Annotated in this window: 23 protein-coding genes and 1 other annotated feature; of the genes, 8 read left to right on the top strand and 15 right to left on the bottom strand. The window is 61.2% G+C overall.

The features are described 5' to 3' along the window. Window positions 1-26 precede the first annotated feature (26 nt). From ACZ5RT_RS04710 to groL, 3 genes are all read left to right on the top strand, one after another. Entirely contained in the window at window positions 27-611 is a 585-nt protein-coding gene (locus ACZ5RT_RS04710; RefSeq protein WP_464453675.1) for a helix-turn-helix domain-containing protein, read from the top strand. A gap of 150 nt (window positions 612-761) precedes the next feature. Beyond that, the gene (groES, locus tag ACZ5RT_RS04705) at window positions 762-1,049 is read left to right on the top strand and encodes a co-chaperone GroES (RefSeq protein ID WP_108428578.1); all 288 of its coding nucleotides are present in this window, start codon (window positions 762-764) and stop codon (window positions 1,047-1,049) included. Between the two features lie 43 nt (window positions 1,050-1,092). Further along, a complete protein-coding gene (gene groL / locus ACZ5RT_RS04700) occupies window positions 1,093-2,742 on the top strand; it encodes a chaperonin GroEL (protein ID WP_464453674.1) in 1,650 nt (549 codons plus the stop codon). 155 nt (window positions 2,743-2,897) lie between these two features. Here groL and ACZ5RT_RS04695 read toward each other — a convergent pair whose 3' ends face one another. The 8 genes from ACZ5RT_RS04695 to tal form a co-directional block, all read right to left on the bottom strand. Further along, window positions 2,898-3,644, bottom strand: coding sequence for a DUF411 domain-containing protein (locus ACZ5RT_RS04695; protein WP_464453673.1), 747 nt, complete (start codon window positions 3,642-3,644; stop codon window positions 2,898-2,900). Window positions 3,645-3,655: 11 nt separating this feature from the next. After that, the gene (locus tag ACZ5RT_RS04690) at window positions 3,656-4,165 is read right to left on the bottom strand and encodes a cupredoxin domain-containing protein (RefSeq protein WP_464453672.1); all 510 of its coding nucleotides are present in this window, start codon (window positions 4,163-4,165) and stop codon (window positions 3,656-3,658) included. A gap of 45 nt (window positions 4,166-4,210) precedes the next feature. Beyond that, window positions 4,211-5,635 carry a multicopper oxidase family protein gene (locus tag ACZ5RT_RS04685; protein ID WP_464453671.1) on the bottom strand — a complete coding sequence of 475 codons (1,425 nt, stop codon included), beginning with the start codon at window positions 5,633-5,635 and terminating at the stop codon, window positions 4,211-4,213. A gap of 2 nt (window positions 5,636-5,637) precedes the next feature. Beyond that, the gene (locus tag ACZ5RT_RS04680; RefSeq protein ID WP_464453670.1) at window positions 5,638-7,002 is read right to left on the bottom strand and encodes a TolC family protein; all 1,365 of its coding nucleotides are present in this window, start codon (window positions 7,000-7,002) and stop codon (window positions 5,638-5,640) included. A gap of 74 nt (window positions 7,003-7,076) precedes the next feature. After that, window positions 7,077-7,325 carry a hypothetical protein gene (locus tag ACZ5RT_RS04675; protein WP_464453669.1) on the bottom strand — a complete coding sequence of 83 codons (249 nt, stop codon included), beginning with the start codon at window positions 7,323-7,325 and terminating at the stop codon, window positions 7,077-7,079. Between the two features lie 236 nt (window positions 7,326-7,561). Then, window positions 7,562-7,891 (bottom strand): J domain-containing protein, encoded by a 330-nt coding sequence (locus ACZ5RT_RS04670; protein ID WP_291940634.1) that lies wholly within the window; start codon window positions 7,889-7,891, stop codon window positions 7,562-7,564. 215 nt (window positions 7,892-8,106) lie between these two features. Next, entirely contained in the window at window positions 8,107-9,645 is a 1,539-nt protein-coding gene (gene pgi / locus ACZ5RT_RS04665) for a glucose-6-phosphate isomerase (RefSeq protein ID WP_464454191.1), read from the bottom strand. Between the two features lie 209 nt (window positions 9,646-9,854). Then, on the bottom strand, window positions 9,855-10,802 hold the full coding sequence (gene tal / locus ACZ5RT_RS04660; RefSeq protein ID WP_291927775.1) for a transaldolase: 948 nt from the start codon (window positions 10,800-10,802) through the stop codon (window positions 9,855-9,857). Window positions 10,803-10,886: 84 nt separating this feature from the next. Between tal and zwf the strand changes: the two genes are divergently transcribed. Continuing rightward, entirely contained in the window at window positions 10,887-12,350 is a 1,464-nt protein-coding gene (zwf, locus tag ACZ5RT_RS04655; RefSeq protein ID WP_464453668.1) for a glucose-6-phosphate dehydrogenase, read from the top strand. A 163-nt stretch (window positions 12,351-12,513) separates the two neighbouring features. Further along, window positions 12,514-13,359: a MurR/RpiR family transcriptional regulator gene (locus tag ACZ5RT_RS04650; RefSeq protein WP_416560269.1), complete on the top strand. Its 846-nt coding sequence runs from the start codon at window positions 12,514-12,516 to the stop codon at window positions 13,357-13,359. A 544-nt stretch (window positions 13,360-13,903) separates the two neighbouring features. Here the strand turns inward: ACZ5RT_RS04650 and ACZ5RT_RS04645 are convergent. Next, entirely contained in the window at window positions 13,904-15,319 is a 1,416-nt protein-coding gene (locus ACZ5RT_RS04645; RefSeq protein WP_464453667.1) for a sensor histidine kinase, read from the bottom strand. Next, the gene (locus ACZ5RT_RS04640; RefSeq protein WP_464453666.1) at window positions 15,316-16,023 is read right to left on the bottom strand and encodes a response regulator transcription factor; all 708 of its coding nucleotides are present in this window, start codon (window positions 16,021-16,023) and stop codon (window positions 15,316-15,318) included. Before ACZ5RT_RS04640 ends, ACZ5RT_RS04645 begins: the two co-directional genes overlap by 4 nt. A gap of 137 nt (window positions 16,024-16,160) precedes the next feature. Between ACZ5RT_RS04640 and ACZ5RT_RS04635 the strand changes: the two genes are divergently transcribed. The 3 genes from ACZ5RT_RS04635 to ACZ5RT_RS04625 are packed head-to-tail and all read left to right on the top strand — an operon-like array spanning window position 16,161 to window position 19,099. Beyond that, on the top strand, window positions 16,161-17,135 hold the full coding sequence (locus ACZ5RT_RS04635) for a Bug family tripartite tricarboxylate transporter substrate binding protein (RefSeq protein ID WP_291926461.1): 975 nt from the start codon (window positions 16,161-16,163) through the stop codon (window positions 17,133-17,135). Continuing rightward, window positions 17,132-17,596, top strand: coding sequence for a tripartite tricarboxylate transporter TctB family protein (locus tag ACZ5RT_RS04630; protein WP_291926464.1), 465 nt, complete (start codon window positions 17,132-17,134; stop codon window positions 17,594-17,596). Before ACZ5RT_RS04635 ends, ACZ5RT_RS04630 begins: the two co-directional genes overlap by 4 nt. 12 nt (window positions 17,597-17,608) lie before the next feature. Continuing rightward, window positions 17,609-19,099, top strand: a complete 1,491-nt coding sequence (locus ACZ5RT_RS04625) for a tripartite tricarboxylate transporter permease (protein ID WP_464453665.1) — start codon at window positions 17,609-17,611, stop codon at window positions 19,097-19,099. 237 nt (window positions 19,100-19,336) lie between these two features. Here the strand turns inward: ACZ5RT_RS04625 and ACZ5RT_RS04620 are convergent, their stop codons facing one another. The 5 genes from ACZ5RT_RS04620 to ACZ5RT_RS04600 form a co-directional block, all read right to left on the bottom strand. Continuing rightward, on the bottom strand, window positions 19,337-19,858 hold the full coding sequence (locus ACZ5RT_RS04620; RefSeq protein ID WP_464453664.1) for a hypothetical protein: 522 nt from the start codon (window positions 19,856-19,858) through the stop codon (window positions 19,337-19,339). A 144-nt stretch (window positions 19,859-20,002) separates the two neighbouring features. Next, window positions 20,003-21,240 (bottom strand): IS3 family transposase gene (locus tag ACZ5RT_RS04615; protein WP_464453663.1). Its coding sequence is split into 2 segments (ribosomal slippage): window positions 20,003-20,949 and window positions 20,949-21,240, totalling 1,239 coding nucleotides; the frame shifts between segments, so codons are not numbered across the junction. Further along, window positions 20,843-20,959, bottom strand: a sequence feature (AL1L pseudoknot). It overlaps the preceding gene by 117 nt. A 30-nt stretch (window positions 21,241-21,270) precedes the next feature. Next, window positions 21,271-21,570: a HipA N-terminal domain-containing protein gene (locus ACZ5RT_RS04610; RefSeq protein WP_464453662.1), complete on the bottom strand. Its 300-nt coding sequence runs from the start codon at window positions 21,568-21,570 to the stop codon at window positions 21,271-21,273. Then, the gene (locus ACZ5RT_RS04605; protein WP_464453661.1) at window positions 21,567-21,902 is read right to left on the bottom strand and encodes a helix-turn-helix transcriptional regulator; all 336 of its coding nucleotides are present in this window, start codon (window positions 21,900-21,902) and stop codon (window positions 21,567-21,569) included. The genes ACZ5RT_RS04610 and ACZ5RT_RS04605 overlap by 4 nt, the downstream gene beginning before the upstream one ends. A gap of 44 nt (window positions 21,903-21,946) precedes the next feature. Further along, complete coding sequence (locus ACZ5RT_RS04600) at window positions 21,947-22,990, bottom strand: nucleotidyltransferase domain-containing protein (RefSeq protein ID WP_291926478.1); 1,044 nt, start codon at window positions 22,988-22,990, stop codon at window positions 21,947-21,949. Window positions 22,991-23,025: the final 35 nt, after the last annotated feature.

The following is a 23,025-nucleotide window of genomic DNA, read 5'->3' as shown; positions in this document are numbered from 1 at the left end:
TTTTCAGCGCACACAAGGCCTTCACCATGAAAAATCACCCAATTCACCCCAACTACTTCAGCACCAGCCAAGCCGCCAAAATGTTGGGCCTGTCGGTCGGCACCATCCAGCGCATGGTGGAAAACGGCGTTTTCAAGGCTTTTGTCACCCAAGGCGGACACCGACGCATCCTGTCCTCGTCCCTGAACCAATACTGCAAGCAAAAGGGGTTTCCGGGCCTGCAGAGCTCGTCCGACGCCCCTTGGGTCTGTGTGTTGCACGACAGCCAACATCTGCCGCCCGCACTCGAGAAGATGAACCACTGGGAGCACGTCAAGGTCATCACCCACCCGCTGGACTTGATGGGCATTCACCAGGCGGTAGGGGTGTTTTTCATCGATGCGCGCATTCCATGGCTGCACACGACCCCGCTGCACCTGCAAGACAACTTGATGCAAAACGCCCACATCGTGGTCTACAACAGCGCTCACCTGCCAGCCAACAGCCCTTTGCACCTGGCTCGAAAGATCAACCTGTTCGAAGGCGACATCAGCACCGACCTGGTCTATGGCTACATGCTCGGCAGTTCGCAGGCCAGCGGCACCGACGCGCCCCGCCCCGTCCACCAGTAAAAAACACCCCGGGCTTGAAATGTGCCCAAAAGCCCTTATCATTAGCACTCGATGGAGTTGAGTGCTAACAGCACCCCTCCTCAGATTTCAGCTGCACCCGTTTTCTGGTGCTTTTGTTTTTCAACCCTTGTTTCAAATCCAGGAGATTCCATGAAACTGCGTCCTTTGGGCGATCGCGTGATCGTCAAGCGTGTCGAAAGCGAAACCAAAACAGCCTCGGGCATCGTGATCCCCGACTCCGCCGCTGAAAAGCCCGATCAAGGTGAAGTCCTGGCCGTCGGCCCTGGCAAAACCAACGACAAAGGCGAAACCAAAGCCCTGACCGTGAAAGTCGGCGACCGCGTCTTGTTCGGCAAGTACAGCGGCCAGACCGTCAAGGTCGGCGGCGACGAGCTGTTGGTCATGAAAGAAGAAGACCTGTTCGCCGTTGTCGAATAAGTCTCACTTTTCCATTTTTTAAATACATTCAGGAGCTACTCACATGGCAGCAAAAGACGTCATTTTCGGCGGCGAAGCCCGCGCACGCATGGTTGAAGGCGTGAACATTCTGGCCAACGCGGTCAAAGTCACCCTGGGCCCTAAAGGCCGCAACGTGGTTCTGGAGCGCTCGTTCGGCGCCCCCACCGTGACCAAGGACGGTGTGTCCGTGGCCAAGGAAATCGAACTCAAGGACAAGCTGCAAAACATGGGCGCCCAGATGGTCAAGGAAGTCGCTTCCAAGACTTCTGACAACGCGGGTGACGGCACAACGACCGCGACCGTGCTGGCCCAATCCATCGTGCGCGAAGGCATGAAGTACGTGGCCGCAGGCATGAACCCCATGGACCTGAAGCGCGGCATCGACAAGGCGGTCACCGCCCTGATCGAAGAGCTGAAGAAGGCCTCCAAGCCCACCACCACCAGCAAGGAAATTGCTCAGGTCGGCTCGATCTCTGCCAACAGCGACACCAGCATCGGCGAAATCATCGCCAACGCCATGGACAAAGTGGGCAAAGAAGGCGTGATCACCGTGGAAGACGGCAAGTCCTTGAACAACGAACTCGACGTTGTGGAAGGCATGCAATTCGACCGCGGCTACCTGTCGCCCTACTTCATCAACAACCCCGAAAAGCAAGCCGCCTTGCTGGACAACCCCTTCGTGTTGTTGTTTGACAAGAAGATCAGCAACATCCGCGATCTGCTGCCCACACTGGAAGCCGTGGCCAAAGCCGGCCGTCCTCTGTTGATCATTGCCGAAGAAGTCGAAGGCGAAGCCTTGGCGACTTTGGTGGTCAACACCATCCGTGGCATCTTGAAGGTGGTGGCTGTCAAGGCTCCTGGCTTCGGTGACCGTCGCAAGGCCATGCTGGAAGACATCGCCATCCTGACCGGCGGCAAAGTGATCGCTGAAGAAGTGGGCCTGACCCTCGAAAAAGTGACTTTGGCAGACCTCGGCCAAGCCAAGCGCATCGAAGTGGGCAAGGAAAACACCATCATCATCGACGGCGCAGGTGCTGCTGCTGACATCGAAGCCCGTGTCAAGCAAGTGCGCGTGCAAATCGAAGAAGCCACGTCCGACTACGACCGCGAGAAGCTGCAAGAGCGCGTGGCCAAGTTGGCTGGCGGTGTGGCCGTGATCAAGGTTGGCGCTGCCACCGAAGTCGAGATGAAGGAAAAGAAAGCCCGCGTGGAAGACGCCCTGCACGCCACCCGCGCTGCCGTGGAAGAAGGCATCGTGGCTGGTGGCGGCGTGGCTCTGCTCCGTGCACGCCAGGCTGCTGGCACCATCAAAGGCGACAACGCTGACCAAGACGCCGGCATCAAGCTGGTGCTCAAGGCCATCGAAGCGCCTCTGCGCGAGATCGTGTACAACGCCGGCGGCGAGCCCTCGGTGGTGGTGAACGCAGTGTTGGCTGGCAAAGGCAACTACGGCTTCAACGCCGCCAACGACACCTATGGCGACATGATCGAAATGGGTATCCTGGACCCCACCAAAGTGACCCGCACTGCCCTGCAAAACGCAGCGTCCGTGGCCTCTTTGATGCTCACAACAGAGTGCATGGTTTCGGAAGCCCCGAAAGACGACGCCCCAGCTGGCGGCGGCATGCCTGACATGGGCGGCATGGGTGGTATGGGCGGCATGGGCATGTAAATGCCCAACCGGTCACAAGGACTTGGCAGGTAACCCCGGCCAAGTCTGTCACCCCGGGCTTGACCCGGGGTCCATGACTTCAAAAAGCCCTGCAAGGTTCACATCTTGCAGGGCTTTTTCTTGGGCGAAAAGTCTTTGATTGACCCCATGGTCCTTCACATCGCCGCAGCTTCGATCCTCACCACCCAGTAAGCACCTTTTTCCTGCACCGCCTGAAAACGCACTTGTTGGCCGACTTGCAAAGCATCGAGTTGGCTCGGGTCTTTGACCTGGAACACCATGCTCATGGGCGGCATGTCGAGGTTTTTGATGTCGCCGTGCTTGAGCGACACCTTGCCCGCAGCCTTGTCGATGCGCCGCACCTCGGCCGTGGCCCAAGGCAGGGCCGCCGCCGTGTCGCTGACCCGTTGCATACCGCCGCGCTGCGCCATGCGGGCCTGGCCCGGGTAGCGCTTAAAGCTTTTGCTGCTGCCGTCTTTTTGCACCAGCAACACGTCGTAAGCGTCTTTGCGGCCTTTGTATTCAGGGCCATCCATGCCCGGGCTGCCAATGGGCATGCCCGGCACCGACAGGCCCAAAGCCATGGGCCGCTCCTTGAGCAGGCGGTGGATGTCGGCAGCGGGCACATGGCCCTCGATGACGTAGCCGCCCACCGTCGCGGTGTGGCAGGAGCCGAGTTGCTCGGGCATGCCCAGGCGCTTGCGCGCAGCGGTGTTGCCCACATCGCGCACCTCGACCTTGAAGCCACTGGCCTGCAGGTGCTCCACCCACAAGTGACAGCAGCCGCAATTGGGGTCTTTCCAGACCTGCACGGTGGTGGCCTGCGCCAGCGCGCTGCGCTGAAAGCCGGCGGCCGACAGCCCCACCAGGGCTGCGGCATGAAGCCATTGACGTCTTTGCATGGTGTGCGCCCTCACTTGACGGTGATGCGGCCGATCATGCCCGCTTCAAAGTGCCCGGGGATCAGGCAGGCAAATTCAAACGTGCCTGCGCGGTTGAAGGTCCAGACGATGTCGCCCTTTTTGCCGGGATCGACATGCGCCATGTAGGGCTCGTCGTGTTCCATGCCGGGGTGCTTTTTCATCATCTCGGCATGCGCCTTGAGCTCTTGTGGCGTGCCGATCACGATCTCGTGCAAGACCTTGCCCGCGTTCACCGCCACCAGGCGCACGGTCTCGCCCAGCTTGACCTGAATCTCTTTGGGGGCAAAGCGCATGTCGTCGGTCATGCGGATCTCGATGGTGCGCTGGGCTTTCTTCGGATCGCCCGCGATGCCCCAGTCTTTTTGCTCGGCAGCTGCCCGGGTGTGGTGGTTCGAGTGGCTGGCATGGGCCGAAGGCGAATGGGCCTGCGCCAGCGGCAGCGCCAGCGGCAGCGCCAGCAGGCCAGCGACAAGTAGCGTGGTACTCAGTGGTTTGTTCATGAAAAGTCCTGGTTTGTCCATATTGAAGGTGAATACAAGCTGCACTCAGTGGTGTGCATGGCCCCGCGGTTTGCGCACCTGGCCTGCGGGTGCCGCCGCAGGATGGGCGCTCGCCTCGGGTGCACGCGTGGCATGAGGAGTCGCCGCCACCGGTCCGGTGTATTCATAGGCCTGTGTGCCGGGTGCTTGTTTGTAATCGCCCGGGTCGCTGTAGTCGCCCGGTTTTTGCTCGGCCCGTACCTTGAGCGTGGTGAACATGCCGCCCATCTCGATGGGGCCATAAGGGCCGGTGCCGGTCATCATCGGGAAGGTGTTCTCGGGCAGCTCCATTTCCATCTCGCCCATGTCGGCCATGCCACGCTCGCCCATGACCATGTAGTCCGGGATGAGCTTCTGGATCTTTTGCACCAAACCCCGGTGGTCGACACCGATCATGGTGGGCACGTCGTGGCCCATGGCACCCATGGTGTGATGGCTCTTGTGGCAGTGCATGGCCCAGTCACCGGGCTCGTCGGCGATGAACTCCAACTGCCGCATCTGGCCCACGGCCACGTCGGTCGTCACCTCGGGCCAGCGTGCGGTTTTGGGCACCGGGCCGCCGTCGGTGCCGGTCACCTCGAACTCGATGCCGTGGATGTGGATCGGGTGGTTGGTCATGGTCAGGTTGCCCACCCGCACCCGCACCCGGTCGTTCAGGCGAGCCACCAGCGGGCTGATGCCCGGGAACACCCGGCTGTTCCAGCTCCAGATGTTCTGGTCCAGCATGGTGTTCACATTGGGGGTTTTGGCACCCGGGCTGACGTCGTAGGCACTCAACAGGAAGGCGTAGTCGCGGTCCACCTCGGCGATCAGCGGGTGTTGGCCCTTGGGGTGGGTGATCCACAGGCCCATCATGCCCATGGCCATTTGCGTCATCTCGTCGGCATGCGGGTGGTACATGAAGGTGCCCGGCCTGCGCGCCACAAACTCGTACACATAGGTCTTGCCCACGGGAATCTGCTTTTGGTTCAAGCCGCCCACGCCGTCCATGCCGTTGGGCAGTCGCTGGCCGTGCCAGTGGATGGTGGTGTGCTCAGGCAGTTGGTTGGTGACAAAAACCCGCACCTTGTCGCCTTCGACCACTTCGATGGTCGGGCCGGGGCTTTGGCCGTTGTAGCCCCACATGTTGACGACAAAGCCCGGTGCCATCTCGCGCACCACCGGCTCGGCCACCAGGTGGAACTCCTTGACGCCGTCTTTCATGCGAAAGGGCAAGGTCCAGCCGTTCAGGGTGACCACCGGGTTGTAAGGGCGTCCGGCACCGGTCACCCCTGGCGGGGTCCAGGGCGGGGCGGTGTCGGGGCGGGTCTGGATCACGGGTTCGGGCAGACCAGCCAGCGCGCTGCGGCTGACGGCGGTGGTGGCCACCGCTGCACCGGCGATAGAGCCTGCAGCGGCCATGGCTTTCTGGAAAAAATCTCGGCGTTGCATGGTCAGTGTCCTGCTGGGTTGGTGGAAGGGCCGGTTGCGCCAGACGCATCGCTGGCCACGGCCGGGTAAGGCAAGCCCGCCAGCACGGCCATCAGATCGGCATGGGCCAGCCAGAGTTGGCGCTGTGCCTGCAGGGCCGCGTCCACGCTGTCGATGCGCGTGCGGGCGCTGGCCAGCAGGTCCCAGGTGCTTTTGAGCATGCCGTTGTAGCGCAGCAGGGTCTCCTGCGAGAGCTCGGTGTGCAAGCGCAGCACCTGCGCCTGCGTGTGCTGCGCCGTCTGGCGTGCCAGCTGGTAAGCGTTCACCGCCAGCTGCACATCGGCACGCACCTGCCGCGCCAGCCGATCGGCTTGCAGGCGGGCTTGCCACGCCTTTTCAAACGCATGGCCCCAGCGCATGTTGCGCGGGTCCCACATCGGCCGTTCCTGCCCGGCCAGCTCTTGCATGGCTTTTTGCGCGGCTTGCATATCTTGCGCACTCAAGCCCAGCCCGGCCATCAAACGCCGCGCCAGCAGGTCCTCCAGAGGCCAGCGCAAATGGGCTTGCAGCGCCCGCGCCTGCAGGGCCGCCAGAGCATCCGCAGGAACACCGCCTTGTGCCGGCGTGCTGCTCAAGGCCTCAACCGCACCCTCTGTGGGTGCGCCCAAGGGCAAATGCAAAGGCAACTGCTGCGCCAGGGTCTGAGGCGTCATGCCGGCACCGATGCGCTGCCACAAGGCCTGCAGAGCACGGTCAGCTTGGAGCTGCGCCTTGTCCAGCCGCGCGCGCGCGTCCCACAGCGACAGCTCTTCCTGGATTTGCCGGGCACGGCTCCAGTTGCCGACCTGCGCCATGCGCTGGCCCAGTTCGGCCCCGGCTTGCGCCACGGCCAGAATGTCTCGGCTGTGCGCCACCGACTGGCGGCTGGCCACCGCATCGACCCAAAGCTTTTGCACATCACGGCGCACAGCCGCCATCTGCTGGCGCACTTCGGCCTCCTCCACGGCGCTCATGCCGGGTTTGAGCCACTGGGCTTCGTCCTGCAGGGCCAGGCGCTGAGCCACAGCCAGCGTCAATGCCCCCGCATCGGGGTGCGCAGGTGCCTCCTGCAAGGGCGGCAGGTTCTTTTGCTCCCAGCGCAGCACATCCGCATAGCCACGGGGGAACTGCGCCACAGCCCGGTTGGCGTCCTGCCAGCTGAGGGCGGGCTGGCCTGCCGTGGCCGATGGCACAGGACTCGGCCCGGCAGGGGATGGAGCACCATGCACATGCGCAGCAGCGGGTGCTGCGGCACTTGGGGCTTGCGCCCAGGCAGCAGGCCCCAGGCCTGCCACCAGCGCGACACCCAAGGCCCAAGGACCCAAGGCGCGTTTCAAAAGGGGATTCATGTCAATTTCCTGAAACAGACGAACACGGCACCCGCCCGCCTTGACGGCAAGCAGACGCACCTGTGGCGTGAGGTTCAGGAAATGGGGGGCTTGGTGAGCGGCGGCGCTGTCAGGGCCAGATGCGCCACAGAAGCACCGACAGGCAGCGGGTGGGCCTGAAAAACAGGCAGCACCAAAGGCCATGCCGTGAGGCTCGCGCTCTGGTGGCAAACGCCGCAGAGTTGGCAAGTGCCATCGTGGCAATCGGCAGTTTGAACGCCTGAATCGGGCTGCGCGGCAGGCTGCACATGGCTCGCGTGCGCATCGGGCACCCAGGCTGCCATGGCGTCATGGCAGTCATGCACAGCTTCCGCCGGCGCGTGTTGCGCCAAGTTGAGCACCGTCACCGCAGAGGGATGGTGCGCACCACTTTCCGCCACAGGCATCCATGCGCCCGCCCACAGCCGCAGGGGCATCAGGCACAGCAGAAAGCAAAGGAAAAGTCGGCGCATCTGCAAATGATAAGCCAAGCACCACGACGCCAGGGCTTCAGCGCCGAATGCCCGTTGTGTGACAGGGTTCAGACAAAAGCGTGCAGTCGACCACGCGCATCGTAGGTGGTCAAAAACGGTTGTGCGTTGCGCACCGTTGCACGGGTCGTGGTGATGTGGATCTGGGGTGCCACAAACCGAGGGCGCGGTGCGCAGCGACTGGCGTCATAAGCACGACGACGCTCAGGCTGGCTCAAAACACTGTAAGCCTGATTGATGCGGGCCATCTTGGCCGCCCACAACGCGGATGCGCCCCCTTGGCGGTCAGGATGGTAACGCTGGGCCAATGCGCGGAAGGCCGCCCGAATCACTTCGGGTTCGGCTTGCGGTGTGACACCGAGTTCAGCGTAGAGGTCCATGGCGTTGTCCATGGCCAAATCATAAAATATGAATACATTTAAACTAAATAAAAATGTAATTTAAACGTATCAAATTGTTAAAAAAGACTTTGCTTTTCCGATCAGGGAAACAGCTGCCCGAGGTGAGCGATCCCTGTCATGCCCGCGCATGCGGGCATCCATGGCGGCTGGGCATGGACCCCGGATCCGTCCGGGGGGACAAGGCGCAGCTGGCATCAGCCCAAGCGCACGCGCTGCAGCAAAGCGGCGCTTGAAGCATCCAGACCCTTGGCATCCCCCGACAGTAGGCGCGCATGGATGTCTTTGGCCAGCACCTTGCCCAGCTCGACGCCCCACTGGTCAAAACTGTTGATGCCCCAGACCGAGCCGCTCGTGAACACGCGGTGTTCCTGCAAGGCGATCAGCGCCCCCAGACTGGCAGGGGTGAGTTCTTCCAGCAGCAAAAAGGTGCTGGGCCGGTTGCCCGTGAAGTTTTTGTGCCCACCTGCGTCGGCCTGGCCCAGCATCAGCGCCTGCGCCTGTGCAATCGCGTTGGCCAACAGCAGTTCGTGGTGGTCTTTCAGGCTGTGCGTGGGCTTTTTCACGGCGATGAACTCCAGCGGCACCACATCGGTGCCCTGGTGCAACATCTGGAAATAAGCGTGCTGCCCGTTGGTGCCGGGTTCGCCCCAGAGCACAGGCGAGGTGCCGTAAGGCAGCGCCTGCCCGTTGCGGTCTACACGCTTGCCGTTGCTCTCCATCTCCAACTGCTGCAAATACGCAGGCACCCGTCGCAAGGCGCTGTGGTAGGGCGCAATGCTTCGGCTGGTGTAGCCGAGAAAATTGCGGTACCAGACATCAAGCAAGCCCAGGCGTACCGGCAAGTTGGCCTCCAGCGGCGCGGTCTGAAAGTGCTGGTCCATGGCATGCGCGCCCGCCAGCAGGTCTTTGAAACCCTGCGCCCCGATGGCGATCGCCACCGGCAGGCCAATGGCCGACCAAACCGAATAACGCCCGCCCACCCAGTCCCAAAAACCGAAGGTGGTGGTGATGCCCATCTCGGCTGCAGCGGCCACGTTGGTGGTCAGCGCCGCAAAATGGCGCGACACGTCGGTACCGCCCTGCACCTGGAACCAGGCCAGCGCCGAGCGGGCGTTGGTCATGGTCTCGATGGTGGTGAAGGTTTTGGAAGCGATGAGGAACAAGGTGTTCTCGGCCTTCAGGCCTTGGAGCACCGCGGCCAGTTCATGGCCATCCACATTCGACACAAAATGAAAGCGCTTGCCCGGGATCACGAAGTCCTGCAGCGCCAGCACCGCCATCTGCGGACCCAGGTCCGAGCCGCCAATGCCGATGTTCACCACGTCGGTGATCTGCGCATCGGCGCGCACTTGCTCGGCGAAGCGCAACATGGCATCGAGGGTTTCATGCACCTGTGCCAGCGGTGCTGCCAGCGCCCCCTGCAGACTGCCCGCCGGTTGGCGCAGCAGCCAGTGCATGACGGCGCGGTCTTCGGTCGCGTTGATGTGCTCACCACGGAACATGGCGTCGCGGTGCGCGGCCAGGCCTGTCTGCTGCGCCAACGCCATCAACAATGCTTCGGTGGCGCTGTCGGTGTGGTTTTTCGACAGGTCAGCAAACACATGCGGTGCCGACTGGCTCAGGGTCTGCGCACGCTGTGCATCGGCCGCAAAAGCGGTGCGCAAATCAAAGCCCGCGAAGCCTTGGGCATGGGCTTGTAGATTTTTCCAGGCGAGGGTCTGGTCACAACGCATAAGGGCTTTCAATCGAGCGGTTTCAAAAATAGCGGTAGATTCAGCGATTCGCGAGCGGGGGCTCGCTCCTACATAAATGCTTCATCAAGGCGATTGACTTTGTGGGAGCGAGCCCCTGCTCGCGAATACCTGTATGACCCCAACGTGCATTCGGCCGCAGGGGCGGCCTCCCACAAAAACAAGATGGGCCAAGCCAAACTTGGCCCGAATCAGGCTTGCTGCATCAGCACTTCAAGTTTGACCGCATCGGCACAGAAAGCGCGAATGCCCTCGGCCAGCTTCTCGGTGGCCATGGCGTCTTCGTTCAAGGCGAGGCGGAAAGAAGCTTCGTCATAAGAGATGGCCGGCAGGTCCATGGCGCGCGCCGCATCGGCATCGAGTGCGCGGCCCAAAGGTGCCTCGGTCGCGGCCAGCTGCGCCAGCAACTCAGGGCTGATGGTCAGCAAGTCACATCCGGCCAACGCGGTGATCTGGCCGATGTTGCGGAATGACGCGCCCATCACCTCGGTGGCGATGCCGTGCTTTTTGTAGTGGTTGAAGATGGCCCGCACAGATTTCACGCCAGGGTCGTTCGCGCCCGCGTTGTCGGCTTCCACCCAGTTGGGGCCTGCGGCTTTTTTGTACCAGTCGTAGATGCGGCCCACAAAAGGCGAAATCAGCTGCACACGCGCCTGGCCACACGCCACCGCCTGGCAAAAAGCGAACAACAGCGTCAGGTTGCAGCGGATGCCTTCGCGCTGGAGTTCGGCTGCGGCCTGAATGCCTTCCCAGGTCGAGGCGATCTTGATCAGCACGCGCTCGCGGCCGATGCCCTGCGCCTCGTACAGCGCCATGAGGCGGCGCGCACGCGCCACCGTGGCGGCGGTGTCAAAACTCAGGCGAGCGTCAACTTCGGTCGAGACACGGCCAGGAATGGTTTTCAAAATTTCGCAACCGAAACGCACCAACAAATGGTCCATCACCACATCCAGCGGTTGGCCCTTGTGGGCGGCCACGGTTTCGGCCAGCAGGGGCGCGTAGTCGGGTTTTTGCACCGCTTTGAGGATCAGTGACGGGTTGGTCGTCGCGTCCTGCGGCTGGAAAGCGCTGAGCTGCTTGAAATCACCGGTATCGGCCACCACGGTGGTGAATTGTTTGAGGGCGTCGAGTTGGTTCATGGCGGTTTTCAGGAGGTGTGGCTTGAATTATCGATGAAACAAAGTTACATTACAAACCAATTTTTCATGTAATTTCATAACATCATGGCTTTTGATCTGGTTTTCTTCGGCGGCACAGGCGATCTGGTCTGGCGCAAACTCATGCCCGCCCTGTTTCAGGCCTACCGCCACGGCAGTTTGCCCGAAGGGGGCCGCATCATCGGTGTGGGTCGTGACAATTTGAGTGACGAGCAATACCGCCAGCAAATCCAGTCGCGCTTTGAGCAGGTCGAGGGCGACAAGCGCCCCAACCCTGAAGAGTTCGCCCGTTTCGCCGCCCTGCTGTGCTACGTGCGCATGGACCTGTCCCGACCCGAAGCCTATGCGGCGCTGGCCAGCCGCCTGGCCGAGCGCGAAACCGACCATGTGGTGATGTATTTGTCCACCGCCCCCAGCCTGTTCACCACCGTGTGCGAACAACTCGCCGCCAGCGGTCTGAACACGCCCAAAACGCGCATCGTGCTCGAAAAACCACTGGGCCACGACCTGGCCTCCAACCGCGCCATCAACCATGCGGTGGGTCTGGCCTTCAAAGAGCAGCAGATCTTTCGCATCGACCACTACCTGGGCAAGCCTGCCGTACAAAACCTGTTTGCCATGCGCTTTGGCAACGCGCTGTTCGAGCCCCTGTGGCGGCGCGAGCACATCGCCAACATCCAGATCACCATGGCCGAAGAGCTGGGTGTTGAAAAACGCGGCGGCTTTTACGAAACCACAGGCGCCCTGCGCGACATGGTGCAAAACCATGCGCTGCAACTGCTGTGCGCCATTGCGATGGAGCCCCCCATCAACGCGCACGCCGACGCCATACGCGACGAAAAGCTCAAGGTGCTGCGCGCCCTGAAACGCTGGACCCCCGAAACCCTGAGCCAGCATGTGATCCGTGGCCAGTACAGCGCCGGCAATGTGGAAGGCAAAGCGGTGCCCGGCTACCGCGACGAGCCGGGCGTGAGCCCCGACAGCAACACCGAAACTTTCGTGGCCCTGCGCACCGAAATCGCCAATTGGCGCTGGGCGGGCGTGCCGTTTTACATCCGCACGGGCAAACGCATGGCGTCGCGTGAGGCGCACATCGAGATCAACTTCCGCCCCACACCCCACGATATTTTCAGAACCCCCGTGGGCCAGGTGAACAAACTCGTCATCCACTTGCAGCCCAAGGACGGGCTGGAGCTGCACCTGTTTGCCCAAGGCCAGAGCAAACGCGGTCAGAGTGCAGGCGGACAGACCTTGAGCCCGGTGCACCTGGACCTGGACTTTGACAAACGCTTTGGCAGCGAGCGCGTGGGGGCTTACGAGCGCCTGCTGCTCGATGTGCTCGATGGCCGCCTGAACCTGTTCGTGCGCAGCGACGAACAGGAAGAAGCCTGGCGCTGGGTGGAGCCCATCTTGCAACACTGGGTCGGCGACACCATCGGGCCACGGCCCTACGCCGCCGGGTCCTGGGGCCCCAGCGCATCGAGCGCCATGATCGCGCGCGACGGTTTTTGCTGGAGCGAAGAGGTCTGACCTCTGAAGGAATCGACTCTTGTGTCTGACTTTGAATTTGTGGGAGGCTGCCCCTGCGACCGAATGCATGAAGTAGCTCAAAGCTCACATTCGCGAGCAGGGGCTCGCTCCCACAAGGTCCATTCATCCCATCCAAACATTTGAACGCAACTGGAGACAGCCCATGCTTGACCGAATCAAAGCCTCCCTGCCTTCCCTAGCCCCGGCCGAGCAACGTGTGGGCAAACTCGTGCTGGCCGACCCCCGGGCTTTTGCCAACCTGCCCGTGACCGAGTTGGCCGACCGCGCCCATGTGAGCAAACCCACTGTGGTGCGTTTTTGCCGCAGCATGGGTTATGACGGCCTGTCCGATTTCAAGCTCAAACTGGCGGGCAGCGTCAGCGAAGGTGTGCCCTTCATCCACCGCAGCGTGGATGTAGACGACAAAACCAGCGACATCGCGGTCAAGGTGATCGACAACACCGTGGCCGCATTTTTGAAGTACCGCAACGACGCCAGCTCGTTCGCACTGGAGCATGCGGCACAAGCCTTGGCGGCCACGCAAAAAACCAACCGCCGCATCGAGTTTTACGGCGTGGGCAACTCCGGCATCGTGGCGCAAGACGCGCAGCACAAATTCTTCCGCCTCGGCGTGAACGCCATCGCCTACAGCGACGGCCACATGCAGGTCATGAGCGCCTCCATGCTGCGCCCCGGCGACTGCGCCGTCATCATCTCCAACTCCGGCCGCACGCGTGACCTGATGGACGCCTGCGACATCGCCAAAAAGCAAGGCGCCACCACCATCGTCATCACCGCCAGCGGCTCGCCTCTGGCCAGCGCCGGGCACATCCACCTGACGGCCGATCACCCCGAGGGCTACGACAAATACAGCCCCATGGTCTCGCGATTGCTCCACCTGCTCATCATCGATATCCTGGCGACCACGGTGGCGCTGCGCATTGGCGAAGAACTGCAACCCGTGCTGCGCGACATGAAAAACAACCTGCGGAGTAAGCGCTACACCTGAGCTAGCACCCGTCACACAGATCAACCTGTCATACCCGCGCACGCGGGCATCCATGGCTGACGAAGGCATGGACCCCCGATCAAGTCGGGGGTGACGAGGCTTTGGGTCAGGCGTGACGAGAATTTGTCATACCCGCGCACGCGGGTATCCATGGCTGACGAAGGCATGGACCCCCGATCGAGTCGGGGGTGACGAGGCTTTGGGTCAGGCGTGACGAGAATTTGTCATACCCGCGCACGCGGGTATCCATGGCTGACGAAGGCATGGACCCCCGATCAAGTCGGGGGTGACGAGGCTTTGGGTCAGGCGTGACGAGGCTTTGGGTCAGGCGTGACGAGAATTTGTCATACCCGCGCACGCGGGTATCCATGGCTGGCGAAGGCATGGACCCCCGATCGAGTCGGGGGTGACAAAAGTGAGTTGTCAACCTAGCCCGCTGGTCTGTCATACCCGCGCATGCGGGTATCCATGGCTGGCGAAGGCATGGACGTCCGATCCAATCGGGCGTGACAAACAAAGGCGCAGTGGCGTCCGGTCAAGAAGATCACCCGTGACTCACCCAAGCCATACGGATGACCGTGCCCTGACCATCGCGCAAAGGACTGCGCACACGCACTTGCGCACCGTGCTGGCTCGCAATCTCTTTCACGATGGCCAAACCCAAACCGCTGCCCGTCACCCCTGAAGGGGCCGCGCGGTAAAAGCGCTCGAACACATGCGCCTGGTGCTCGGGCGCGATGCCCGGGCCATCGTCTTCCACCTCGAACCACCCATGGCCCACGCGCACCGTGATGTGCGTGCCCACGGGGCCGTGATGAATCGCGTTGTCGATCAGGTTGCTCAAGGCTTCGTGCAGCAGCAAGTCCACACCTTGCACTTCACATTGCACCACCTGTGCCTCCAGCCCCAGGTCGTCGCCCAGTTGGTGGGCCCGAACCAGATGTTCTTGCGTCACGCGCCGTGCCAACGCCACCAGGTCCACGGTTTGCGGGCTGTGCATTTCCCGGGCGTGCTCCACACGGGTCATGGCCAGCAGCTGCTCGGTCAGGCGCACGGCATCCTCGGTGGTTTGGCGCGCAGCGGTCAACAAGGTCTGCGCCTGCTCTGGCTCGGTGTTGCGCTGGGCCAGCGCCAGCTGCGTCTTGAGGGCCGTGAGCGGCGTGCGCAGCTGGTGCGCGGCGTTGTCCAGAAAGCGTTTGCGGATGTCGATCAAGCGCCCCAGCCGATCCAGGTAGCTGTTGAGGGTCTCGATCAGGGGCCGCAACTCGCGCGGCAAGTCCGGCGGCTGGATGGGCGAAAAATCATCGTCGGCCTTGCTCGCCAGTTGCTGACGAAACGCCTCCAGCGGCCGGATGCCGCGCTGCACGCCCCAGATCACCAGGCCCGCAGCGGCCAGCAGCAACAAGCCCTGGCTGCCCAAGGTGTCCCACAAAATGTGCTGGATCAGTTGCTGTCGCGCCTCCATGGTTTCGGCCACGGTGATCTTGATCAGCGGATCGGCCAGGCCCGCGTCTTCCATGACATGTGTGAGCTGCGCCAGGCGCACGGGCTGGTTCAGATACACCCCATCGTCAAACTGCACCAAGGCAAAGTACTTCACGGCCGACTGCGCACGCACGGGGACATCGGGCAAGGCCGCCACCCCCGCCAGCCACTGACCGCCGGGGGTGGTGACTTTGTAGAACAAACGCGATCCGGTGTGGTTCTCGAACAGGTAGCCCGCGGCCTTCATCACGTCCAGCTGAACGCGGCCATCGCGCCAGGCCAGCTCTTCTGCCAAGGTGCGGGCCGCCAGGTACAAGGACCGGTCGTAGGCCTCGTTGGCCGCCTGTACCGCGTTGCCATAGCCCACCCAGGCGTTCACACCAATCAGCGCCGCCAAAGGCAGCAAGATCCAGCTGAGCAATCGCCTGCGCAGCGATGCCACGGCACGATTCGATGGCGCAGGTGTCGGCGTCATGCGGTGCCGACCGGAGAAGTCACCATGTAGCCCATGCCGCGGAAGGTGGTGATCACCACCTCGGGCACACGCCCTTGCGATGCCGCAGACGATTCGAGCTTTTTGCGCAGGCGGTAAATCAGCACCTCCACCGCATCCAGTCCGGTGTCGTCACCCACAAACACTTCGGTGTGCAGCTGCTCTTTGCTCACCGTGCGTTGCGGGGACGACAGCAACACCCGAAGCGCAGCGGCTTCGCGCTGGGTCAGCGCCAACACCTGGCCGTGCAGTTGTGCGGTGCCGTTTTCCGGCTGCATCTCCAGCGGCCCCCACCGCAGCGCGGTGGTTTTGGCGCGGCCATGGCGGCGCAGCAACACCTGCAAACGGGCTTCAAGTTCGCTCAGATCAAAAGGTTTGGGCAAGTAATCGTCAGCGCCCATGTTCAGGCCCAGCACCCGGTCGGGCACGCTGGCCCGCGCCGTCAAGACCAGCACCGGCACCGCATCACCCCGCCCCCGCAAAGCCTGCAACACGCTCAAGCCATCTTGCCCCGGCAACTGCAAATCGAGCAGCACCGCGTCAAAGCCGTGCCCCGGCTGCAGACAAAGGTCGGCCGCATGGCCGTCGGTGGCAAATTCGACCTGCATGCCCCCTTGGCGCAATGCGGTGCCCAGCCACAGGGCGATGTCGGGGGTGTCCTCCACCAGCAGGATTCGGGGCGTCATGGGCGGTTGAGGGTAATTACTGAATGGATTTGACAGGTGATTGACAGCTTGACGCCCGGCGCGGCACCAAAATCGTGCCATCTGCCCATGGTGCGTGCCCGGCAGTGGTGTTTTTTATTTTCACACAGGAGACCTGCATGTCCATTTCCAAACGCGACTTCCTGGCCCTCGGCGCTGCCGCTGGTGCTTCGTTCACCCTGCCCGCCTGGGCCCAGGCCAAGCCCTTGGTCGCCAGCATCAACATGTTTGTGCCCGCAGCCCCCGGTGGCGGCTGGGACGGCACTGCCCGTGCCATGGAGCGCGCCGCCAAGGCCGCAGGCCTGGTGGGCACCATGCAGTTTGAAAACGTTGGCGGCGCAGGCGGCATGGTGGGTCTGCCCCGCTTTGTGAACCAACGCAAAGGCCAGGGCAACACGCTCATGGTGGGCGGCTCGGTCATGATCGGCGCGGGCATTGCCAACAAGAGCCCTGTGACCATCAAGGACGTGACCCCGATTGCCCGCCTGACCGAAGAAGCTGGCGTGATCGTGGTGCCCGCCAACGGCAAGATCAAGACCTGGAAAGAACTGGAAGCGGCCATCAAGGCCAACCCCAAGGCCGTGTCGGTCGCGGGTGGCAGCGCAGGCGGCACCGACCACCTGATTTTGGGCATGTTGATCAAAGCCTTGGGCAAGAACCCCCGCGAAGCCGCTTATGTGGCCTTTGCGGGCGGTGGCCCTGCCAACGCCGCCATTTTGGGTGGCCAGGTGTCGGCGGGTATCTCGGGCTATTCCGAATTCGAAGAACAAATCAAGGCTGGCCGCATGATCCCGCTGGCCGTGTCCGGCAAGCGCCGCATTCCTGGCGTGAGCGTGCCCACCCTGACCGAGCTGGGTGTGAACGTGACCGAGTCCAACTGGCGCGGCGTGTTCGCGCCCCCCGGCATCTCGGCCGCCCAGCGCGAAGCCATGATCGACTTTGTGACCAAGCTCAACGCATCGGCACCGTGGAAGCAAGAGTTGGAAACACGCAAGTGGACCGACGCCTTCATGACCGAGCGCCCCTTTGAGCGCGACCTGGCCAAGGACATTGCCGAGAAGGAAGTTCTGATGAAAGAACTGGGCCTGGCATGACGCCGCTTCGCGTCGCCCTCTTGCTGGTCGCCCTGTGCGGGGTGGCCGCCTGGCAGGTCACGGTCATCCCCGAATCGCTCATGCAGATGACCGTGGGCCCGACATTGGCCCCCGGCGTGATCGTGGCCGCGCTCAGCCTGTTTGCCGTGCTCTACGGCATCAGCGCCTGGCGCGGTCGCCAGACCGACGAAAGTGAAGCGCCAGACCAGTCGCCTTTGCCCGGCGCCAACGCCCGGGTGCTCAGCTTGCTGGGCGGCGGCCTGGCCTTCATCGCCTTGGTCATTCCTTTGGGCTTTGTCATCCCCGGCACCTTGTGCGGCATGGGGGTGGCGCGCGCGTTTGACGCGCCGCTGGGCCTGAAGTCTGCGCTCATCTGCGCGGCGATTGCCAGCACGTTCTGGTTTGTGTTTGCCCAATTGCTGGGCGTGGGTTTGGGCCCTGCACTGCCCTGGTTGATTTGAATCGGATTCCCCATGGAAGCTTTTGACGCCCTGATGGGTGGCTTTGCCGTTGCCTTGCAACCCACCACCTTGATGTGGGGCTTTGTGGGCTGCTTTGTTGGCACGCTGGTCGGCGTGTTGCCCGGCATTGGCCCGGCGCTGACCATCGCCTTGCTGTTGCCCCTCACTTACCACGTGCCCGCCACCAGCATGTTCGTCATGTTCGCGGGCATTTACTACGGCGCGGCCTATGGCGGCTCCACCACCTCGATTTTGCTCAACACCCCGGGCGAGTCTGCGGCGGTGGTCACCGCGCTCGAAGGCAACAAAATGGCCCGCCGAGGCCGCGCAGGACAAGCCTTGGCCACGGCGGCCATCGGCAGCTTTGTGGCCGGCACCATCGGCACGCTGGCCCTGACCTTCGTCGCCCCTTGGGTGGTCGAAGCGGCGCTGGCTTTTGGCCCTGCCGAATACTTCAGCCTGATGGTGTTGTCGGTGGTCGCGGTCTCGGCCGTGCTGGGCAACTCCATGCTGCGCGGCCTGGTCGCGTTGGGCCTGGGCCTGCTGCTGGGCATGGTGGGTGTGGACCTGCAAACCGGTCAGCCCCGCTTCACCTTTGGCCGCCCTGAATTGCTCGATGGCATCGAGGTGACCGTGGCCGCTGTGGGTCTGTTTGCCGTGGGCGAAGCGCTGTACCTGGCGTGGCAAGGGCGTGAGTCCAAAGGCGGCGAAGTCATGAAGCTCTCCGGCAGTCTGTGGATGAGCAAGAGCGACTGGGCACGCTCGTGGAAAGCCTGGTTCCGTGGCGCATTCTTTGGTTTCCCTATTGGGGCCATGCCTGCAGGCGGAGCCGAATTGCCCACGCTGCTGTCGTATTACACCGAGAAAAAACTTTCCAAACACCCCGAAGAATTTGGCCACGGCGCCATCGAAGGTGTGGCAGGTCCCGAAGCCGCCAACAACGCCGCTGCGGCGGGTGTGCTCATGCCCTTGCTGACCCTGGGCATCCCCACCTCGGCCACGGCGGCCATCATGCTGTCGGCCTTTGAAGGCTACGGCATCCAGACCGGCCCACAACTCTTCAGCCAACAAGGCAGCCTGGTGTGGACGCTGATCGCCAGCCTTTACATCGGCAACGTGATTTTGTTGGTGCTCAACCTGCCGCTGGTCAGCCTGTGGGTCAAGCTGCTCAAGATCCCGCCGCCCTGGTTGTACGCGGGCATCATCGTCATCTCGACGGCAGGCGTGTACGGCGCAGGCAACTCGGTATTCAACGTCGGCTTGCTGTTCGTCTTTGGCCTGCTGGGCTACATCATGCGCCGCTTTGACTTTCCTGCGGCCCCTTTGATCGTGGGTTTGATTTTGGCGCCACTGGGCGAACAATCCATGCGCCAAGCGCTCACCATCAGCCAAGGCGAGTGGTCCACCTTCTTCACACGGCCCTTGTCCGGCGGCTTGATGGCCGTCGCCGCGCTGCTGCTGATCGTGCCACCGCTGTGGAAGCGCTACCGCGCTGGGCGTTGACTTCACTCGTCATAGCCACTTCACTTGTCATGCCCGCGGATGCGGGTATCCATCCCAGCCGAAGGCATGAACCCCCGATCAAGTCGGGGGTGACGATTTCAGCTTGTCATACCCGCGCACGCGGGTATCCACCGCCATCGAAGACATGGACCCCCGATCAAGTCGGGGGTGAAGATTCCAAATTGTCATACCCGCGCATGCGGGTATCCATCCCCAACGAAGGCACAACCTGCGCAATCAACCCTTCTTCTTAGACGTCCGTCGACTTTGCAGCATCGCCACATTCATTTCACCATCGAGCGAAGAAGCATAAAAGCGCTCAACCATCTGAACCGAAGTTCGGGCATTTCGTGCCAAGGTCAACATGTCGATGCCTTGCCCATACAACAGCCTGAACATGATCGATGTATGCCGCAGGCAATACAAGGTTCGCGGTCTGTTCATGTTGTCGGTGAGTGGCAACCCAGCTTCTCGAATGACCCACTTGAACCAAAAGCCCAAAACAGCCAACGCATAATTCCTGTCCTTCTCGGCAGGCAAAAATACATAGTCATCTGGCCCACCATAGCCCTGAGCTGTGGTGTGCCTGAGCAGTGATTCGTACACATGAACAGCCGGTTGTAACGTGACCATGGGTTTGTCATGCTTTTTGGTCTCCGGCAGATTCAAGCGCAAATACACCGATTCACCCCGAACCACCGTCACATGCTTGTGCTTGAGCTGCCTCAAGTCTCCTGGTCGAACAAAACTGTTGACCATGAACCGAATTACCCAAAACATGTCCGGTGCCAACAACATGTTTTTAGGCGATACCCAAAACCGATCACGATGGCCGTCCGTTGACTTCAGGGGCGGTGCTATCACACCATTGAATCGCCCCGGGTTTCGTGGAGGCCAGTTGGTTTAAGTTGAGACCTCGGTCTCGTTCTTGCCGGCTAGCTGCCGGTAGTAGTTCTCCTCAGCTTCAGCCGGTGGAATATACCCAATCGAGCTGAGCAGTCGGTGGTGGTTGAACCAAGCCACCCATTCCAGGGTCGCCAGTTCCAGTGCCTCCTTGGTTTTCCAGGGTGCACGGCGGTGGATCAATTCGGCCTTGTACAGCCCATTGATCGTCTCGGCCAAGGCGTTGTCGTAGCTGTCGCCACGGCTGCCCACCGAGGGCTCTATCCCAGCTTGGGCCAGGCGTTCGGTGTAGAGAATGGAAACATATTGTGACCCCCTGTCCGAGTGATGTATCAAGGCATCCGAGCGCTCGGGTTGCCTGTCAAACAGCGCTTGCTCCAGCGCATCGAGCACAAAGTCCGTGCGCATGGAGCTGCTCACCCGCCAGCCCACGATGCGCCGGGCAAACACATCGATCACAAAGGCCACGTATTGCCAGCCCTGCCAGGTGCTGACGTAGGTGAAGTCCGACACCCACAGCTGGTTGGGCCGATCGGCCTTGAATTGACGGTTGACCCGCTCCAACGGGCAGGGAGCTGCTTTGTCCGGGACTGTCGTGCGCACGACCTTGCCCCTGCGCACACCCTGCAATCCCATGCGTTTCATGAGCCGCTCGACCGTACAACGCGCCACCTCAGTTCCTTCACGATTCATCTGGTGCCAGACCTTGTCGGCCCCATAGACCTGCATATTGGCCTGCCAGACGGCTTGGATCTTTGGCATCAGGGCTTCATCGCGTTTGGCCCGGGCACAGCGCAGTTCGGGCTTGCGTTTACGGGCAGCATGGCATCTGTAACCAGAGGGGGCAATTTGCAGCACTTTGCAAATCGGCTCGACCCCGTAGGTGGCACGATGTTTATCTACAAAGGCTCTCAGGACTTGAGTCGGCGGTCGAGCTCCGCCTGGGCAAAAAAAGCGCTCGCCAGCTTGAGGATCTCGTTGGCTTTGCGCAGTTCTTTGACTTCACGCTCAAGGTCTTTGATGCGGGCTCGCTCGTCAGAGCTGAGGCCATCGCGCATGCCTGCATCAACTTCGTGCTGGCGAACCCAGTCGTTGAGGGTTTGCGGCACACACCCGATCTTGGGGGCAATTGATTCAATGGTGGCCCAAAGAGATGGGTACTCGCCGCGGTGTTCGAGCACCATGCGGACAGCGCGTTCGCGCACTTCGGGTGAAAAACGGTTTGATTTCTTGCTCATGGCTCCATCTTCTCAAAGTGTGGAGCCTCCTCAAAATCCGGGGCGATTCAGTTCTGGCTGAAGGCCTTGCTTTCTGAACAGCTTGTCCATGAGCAGCATGCCCCAGCCATCGGGCAAAGAGTCGGCAAACAATCCCGGCAAGCGTTCAAGGTGCCTTGGAAAATTTCCAAGGGCCTGTTTTTGCAAGGGCAAATGCCTCGGTGACAAGTCCAGGCCTTCATTCAAGGCTTGAGCCGAATACTCAAAAAGCAGATGCTGCCCATCGTCGGCCAATGTGCCCAAAAGCCAGTTTTCGCCCCAGCCTTCATAACGGACTTGCACTTTTTTCACGGCGCTGCCTTCGGGATGCGGCGCGTGCGAGAGACACGTTGACGAGCCGGTTTTTGTTGCTGCGCCATGTCCGCAATGGACGCGACAGCGGGTTTGAACAAGGGCTGTAATTGCCCCTCTTGACCGAGACACTGGACCAGTTTGATCCAGACGATCATCGAAGCTTTGCCCGTGTTTTCGAGGGTGTTGAGTGTGCTGCGAGACACGCCCATGCGCTCGGCCATCTCGGCTTGGGCAATCTCTTTTTGAATCCGCAGGCGTTTTAATCGCTGCGCCAAGGCCAGAGATATTTCCTCGGCCGAAGAGAAGTTAAAGTCTAAAAATTCGGTCATTGAATAAAATAATAATCAACAATGTTGATTATTTTATACATTAATTAAAGTGCCTTGATGAAATCCAACTTGATGTCCGGGTACCTTGATTGCAGGTACGCTGCGCCGCGCGCACACCGGCTTACCCAACCTTTGCCACTGCTTTGAATCATTTCCCATGCCTCATCCAAGGCATCTGGTTCGTTGTCCTGGAGATAAGCAATCAGGCTCGCTGCCTGTGCGATGTCTTTCTGGGCTTTGACTTGTAACTCGGGTGGGCGTTCTCCAAAAACGATCAATTTGTGCAGGGCGTACCGCTCTGCTTTGGGCACATTGACGACAACCGGACCATTGCGTGAAATCAGGACGGCCTGCATGGTTGCGTCCATTGAAAAATTCATGAATTGAAGGGGCTGCATGCTCAGGTTCAGAGCATGGACGCGGACAGGGGCATCGGTGGTGTTGACCTTGGGCGTCACAAAATCCAGCTGCAGATCAGGCTCATCTTGCTTGGTGAATGTCGTTTGCGATACGTTGGGGATGAAACCCATTTCCAAAGACTCGATCGCACTGCGTGCATCCATTTCGAGCCCGTCGGGCAGCGCAATGGAGAGGTTGTTACCAGGATGGGCAAAGTCGATGTCCAGCGTTTGATTGCCTTCCGTCCAACGGATGCCAAAGTGATTTTGATAGGCTAAAAAAGCATGCGTTCCAATGAGGATGCCACCGGCATGGAAAAAACCATGGTCAGCCAATCTCTGCAGTATCCGGTAATGGGTGCGGCCTATGGCGTTTGCCCCCAGTTCAATGGCGGAGCGGCATAAACGGCCCAGGTGTGCCAATGCCTCGGTGTGCGAAGGCTGCGCCTTGAAGGCTGTAATCAATCCCCTCAAGCTTTCCGAGTCATTGCCCAGGTAAATTTGTCTGGTTTTTCCATCTAAAGACTTGAACTGGTAGTACCAATAAGTCATTTTTCCCAGTTTTTTGTGGGTAAATCCACCAGGCAAATCTGCCACCGTGCGGTTCAGACTGAGGGTCTGAGCCGCAGGCACCAGGTTGGCAAAGGCTGCCTGTGCCGAGGCCGGCAACTGTTCGTACCAGCGCTGCATCTTATACTCCCAAATATAAATTGGGTAGTATAAGC

The sequence above is a fragment of the Limnohabitans sp. TEGF003 genome (assembly GCF_055395455.1).
The sequence above is the reverse complement of the archived record's forward strand: the minus strand, read 5'-3'. Positions and strand labels throughout refer to the sequence as shown.

What these genes read in the sequence shown, in the direction of transcription:
- ACZ5RT_RS04710 (WP_464453675.1), top strand. Translation starts at nt 27, where the DNA reads ATGAAAAATCACCCAATTCACCCCAACTACTTCAGCACCAGCCAAGCC.
- groES (WP_108428578.1), top strand. Translation starts at nt 762, where the DNA reads ATGAAACTGCGTCCTTTGGGCGATCGCGTGATCGTCAAGCGTGTCGAA.
- groL (WP_464453674.1), top strand. Translation starts at nt 1,093, where the DNA reads ATGGCAGCAAAAGACGTCATTTTCGGCGGCGAAGCCCGCGCACGCATG.
- ACZ5RT_RS04695 (WP_464453673.1), bottom strand. Translation starts at nt 3,644, where the DNA reads ATGCAAAGACGTCAATGGCTTCATGCCGCAGCCCTGGTGGGGCTGTCG.
- ACZ5RT_RS04690 (WP_464453672.1), bottom strand. Translation starts at nt 4,165, where the DNA reads ATGAACAAACCACTGAGTACCACGCTACTTGTCGCTGGCCTGCTGGCG.
- ACZ5RT_RS04685 (WP_464453671.1), bottom strand. Translation starts at nt 5,635, where the DNA reads ATGCAACGCCGAGATTTTTTCCAGAAAGCCATGGCCGCTGCAGGCTCT.
- ACZ5RT_RS04680 (WP_464453670.1), bottom strand. Translation starts at nt 7,002, where the DNA reads ATGAATCCCCTTTTGAAACGCGCCTTGGGTCCTTGGGCCTTGGGTGTC.
- ACZ5RT_RS04675 (WP_464453669.1), bottom strand. Translation starts at nt 7,325, where the DNA reads ATGGCAGCCTGGGTGCCCGATGCGCACGCGAGCCATGTGCAGCCTGCC.
- ACZ5RT_RS04670 (WP_291940634.1), bottom strand. Translation starts at nt 7,891, where the DNA reads ATGGACCTCTACGCTGAACTCGGTGTCACACCGCAAGCCGAACCCGAA.
- pgi (WP_464454191.1), bottom strand. Translation starts at nt 9,645, where the DNA reads ATGCGTTGTGACCAGACCCTCGCCTGGAAAAATCTACAAGCCCATGCC.
- tal (WP_291927775.1), bottom strand. Translation starts at nt 10,802, where the DNA reads ATGAACCAACTCGACGCCCTCAAACAATTCACCACCGTGGTGGCCGAT.
- zwf (WP_464453668.1), top strand. Translation starts at nt 10,887, where the DNA reads ATGGCTTTTGATCTGGTTTTCTTCGGCGGCACAGGCGATCTGGTCTGG.
- ACZ5RT_RS04650 (WP_416560269.1), top strand. Translation starts at nt 12,514, where the DNA reads ATGCTTGACCGAATCAAAGCCTCCCTGCCTTCCCTAGCCCCGGCCGAG.
- ACZ5RT_RS04645 (WP_464453667.1), bottom strand. Translation starts at nt 15,319, where the DNA reads ATGACGCCGACACCTGCGCCATCGAATCGTGCCGTGGCATCGCTGCGC.
- ACZ5RT_RS04640 (WP_464453666.1), bottom strand. Translation starts at nt 16,023, where the DNA reads ATGACGCCCCGAATCCTGCTGGTGGAGGACACCCCCGACATCGCCCTG.
- ACZ5RT_RS04635 (WP_291926461.1), top strand. Translation starts at nt 16,161, where the DNA reads ATGTCCATTTCCAAACGCGACTTCCTGGCCCTCGGCGCTGCCGCTGGT.
- ACZ5RT_RS04630 (WP_291926464.1), top strand. Translation starts at nt 17,132, where the DNA reads ATGACGCCGCTTCGCGTCGCCCTCTTGCTGGTCGCCCTGTGCGGGGTG.
- ACZ5RT_RS04625 (WP_464453665.1), top strand. Translation starts at nt 17,609, where the DNA reads ATGGAAGCTTTTGACGCCCTGATGGGTGGCTTTGCCGTTGCCTTGCAA.
- ACZ5RT_RS04620 (WP_464453664.1), bottom strand. Translation starts at nt 19,858, where the DNA reads ATGGTCAACAGTTTTGTTCGACCAGGAGACTTGAGGCAGCTCAAGCAC.
- ACZ5RT_RS04605 (WP_464453661.1), bottom strand. Translation starts at nt 21,902, where the DNA reads ATGACCGAATTTTTAGACTTTAACTTCTCTTCGGCCGAGGAAATATCT.
- ACZ5RT_RS04600 (WP_291926478.1), bottom strand. Translation starts at nt 22,990, where the DNA reads ATGCAGCGCTGGTACGAACAGTTGCCGGCCTCGGCACAGGCAGCCTTT.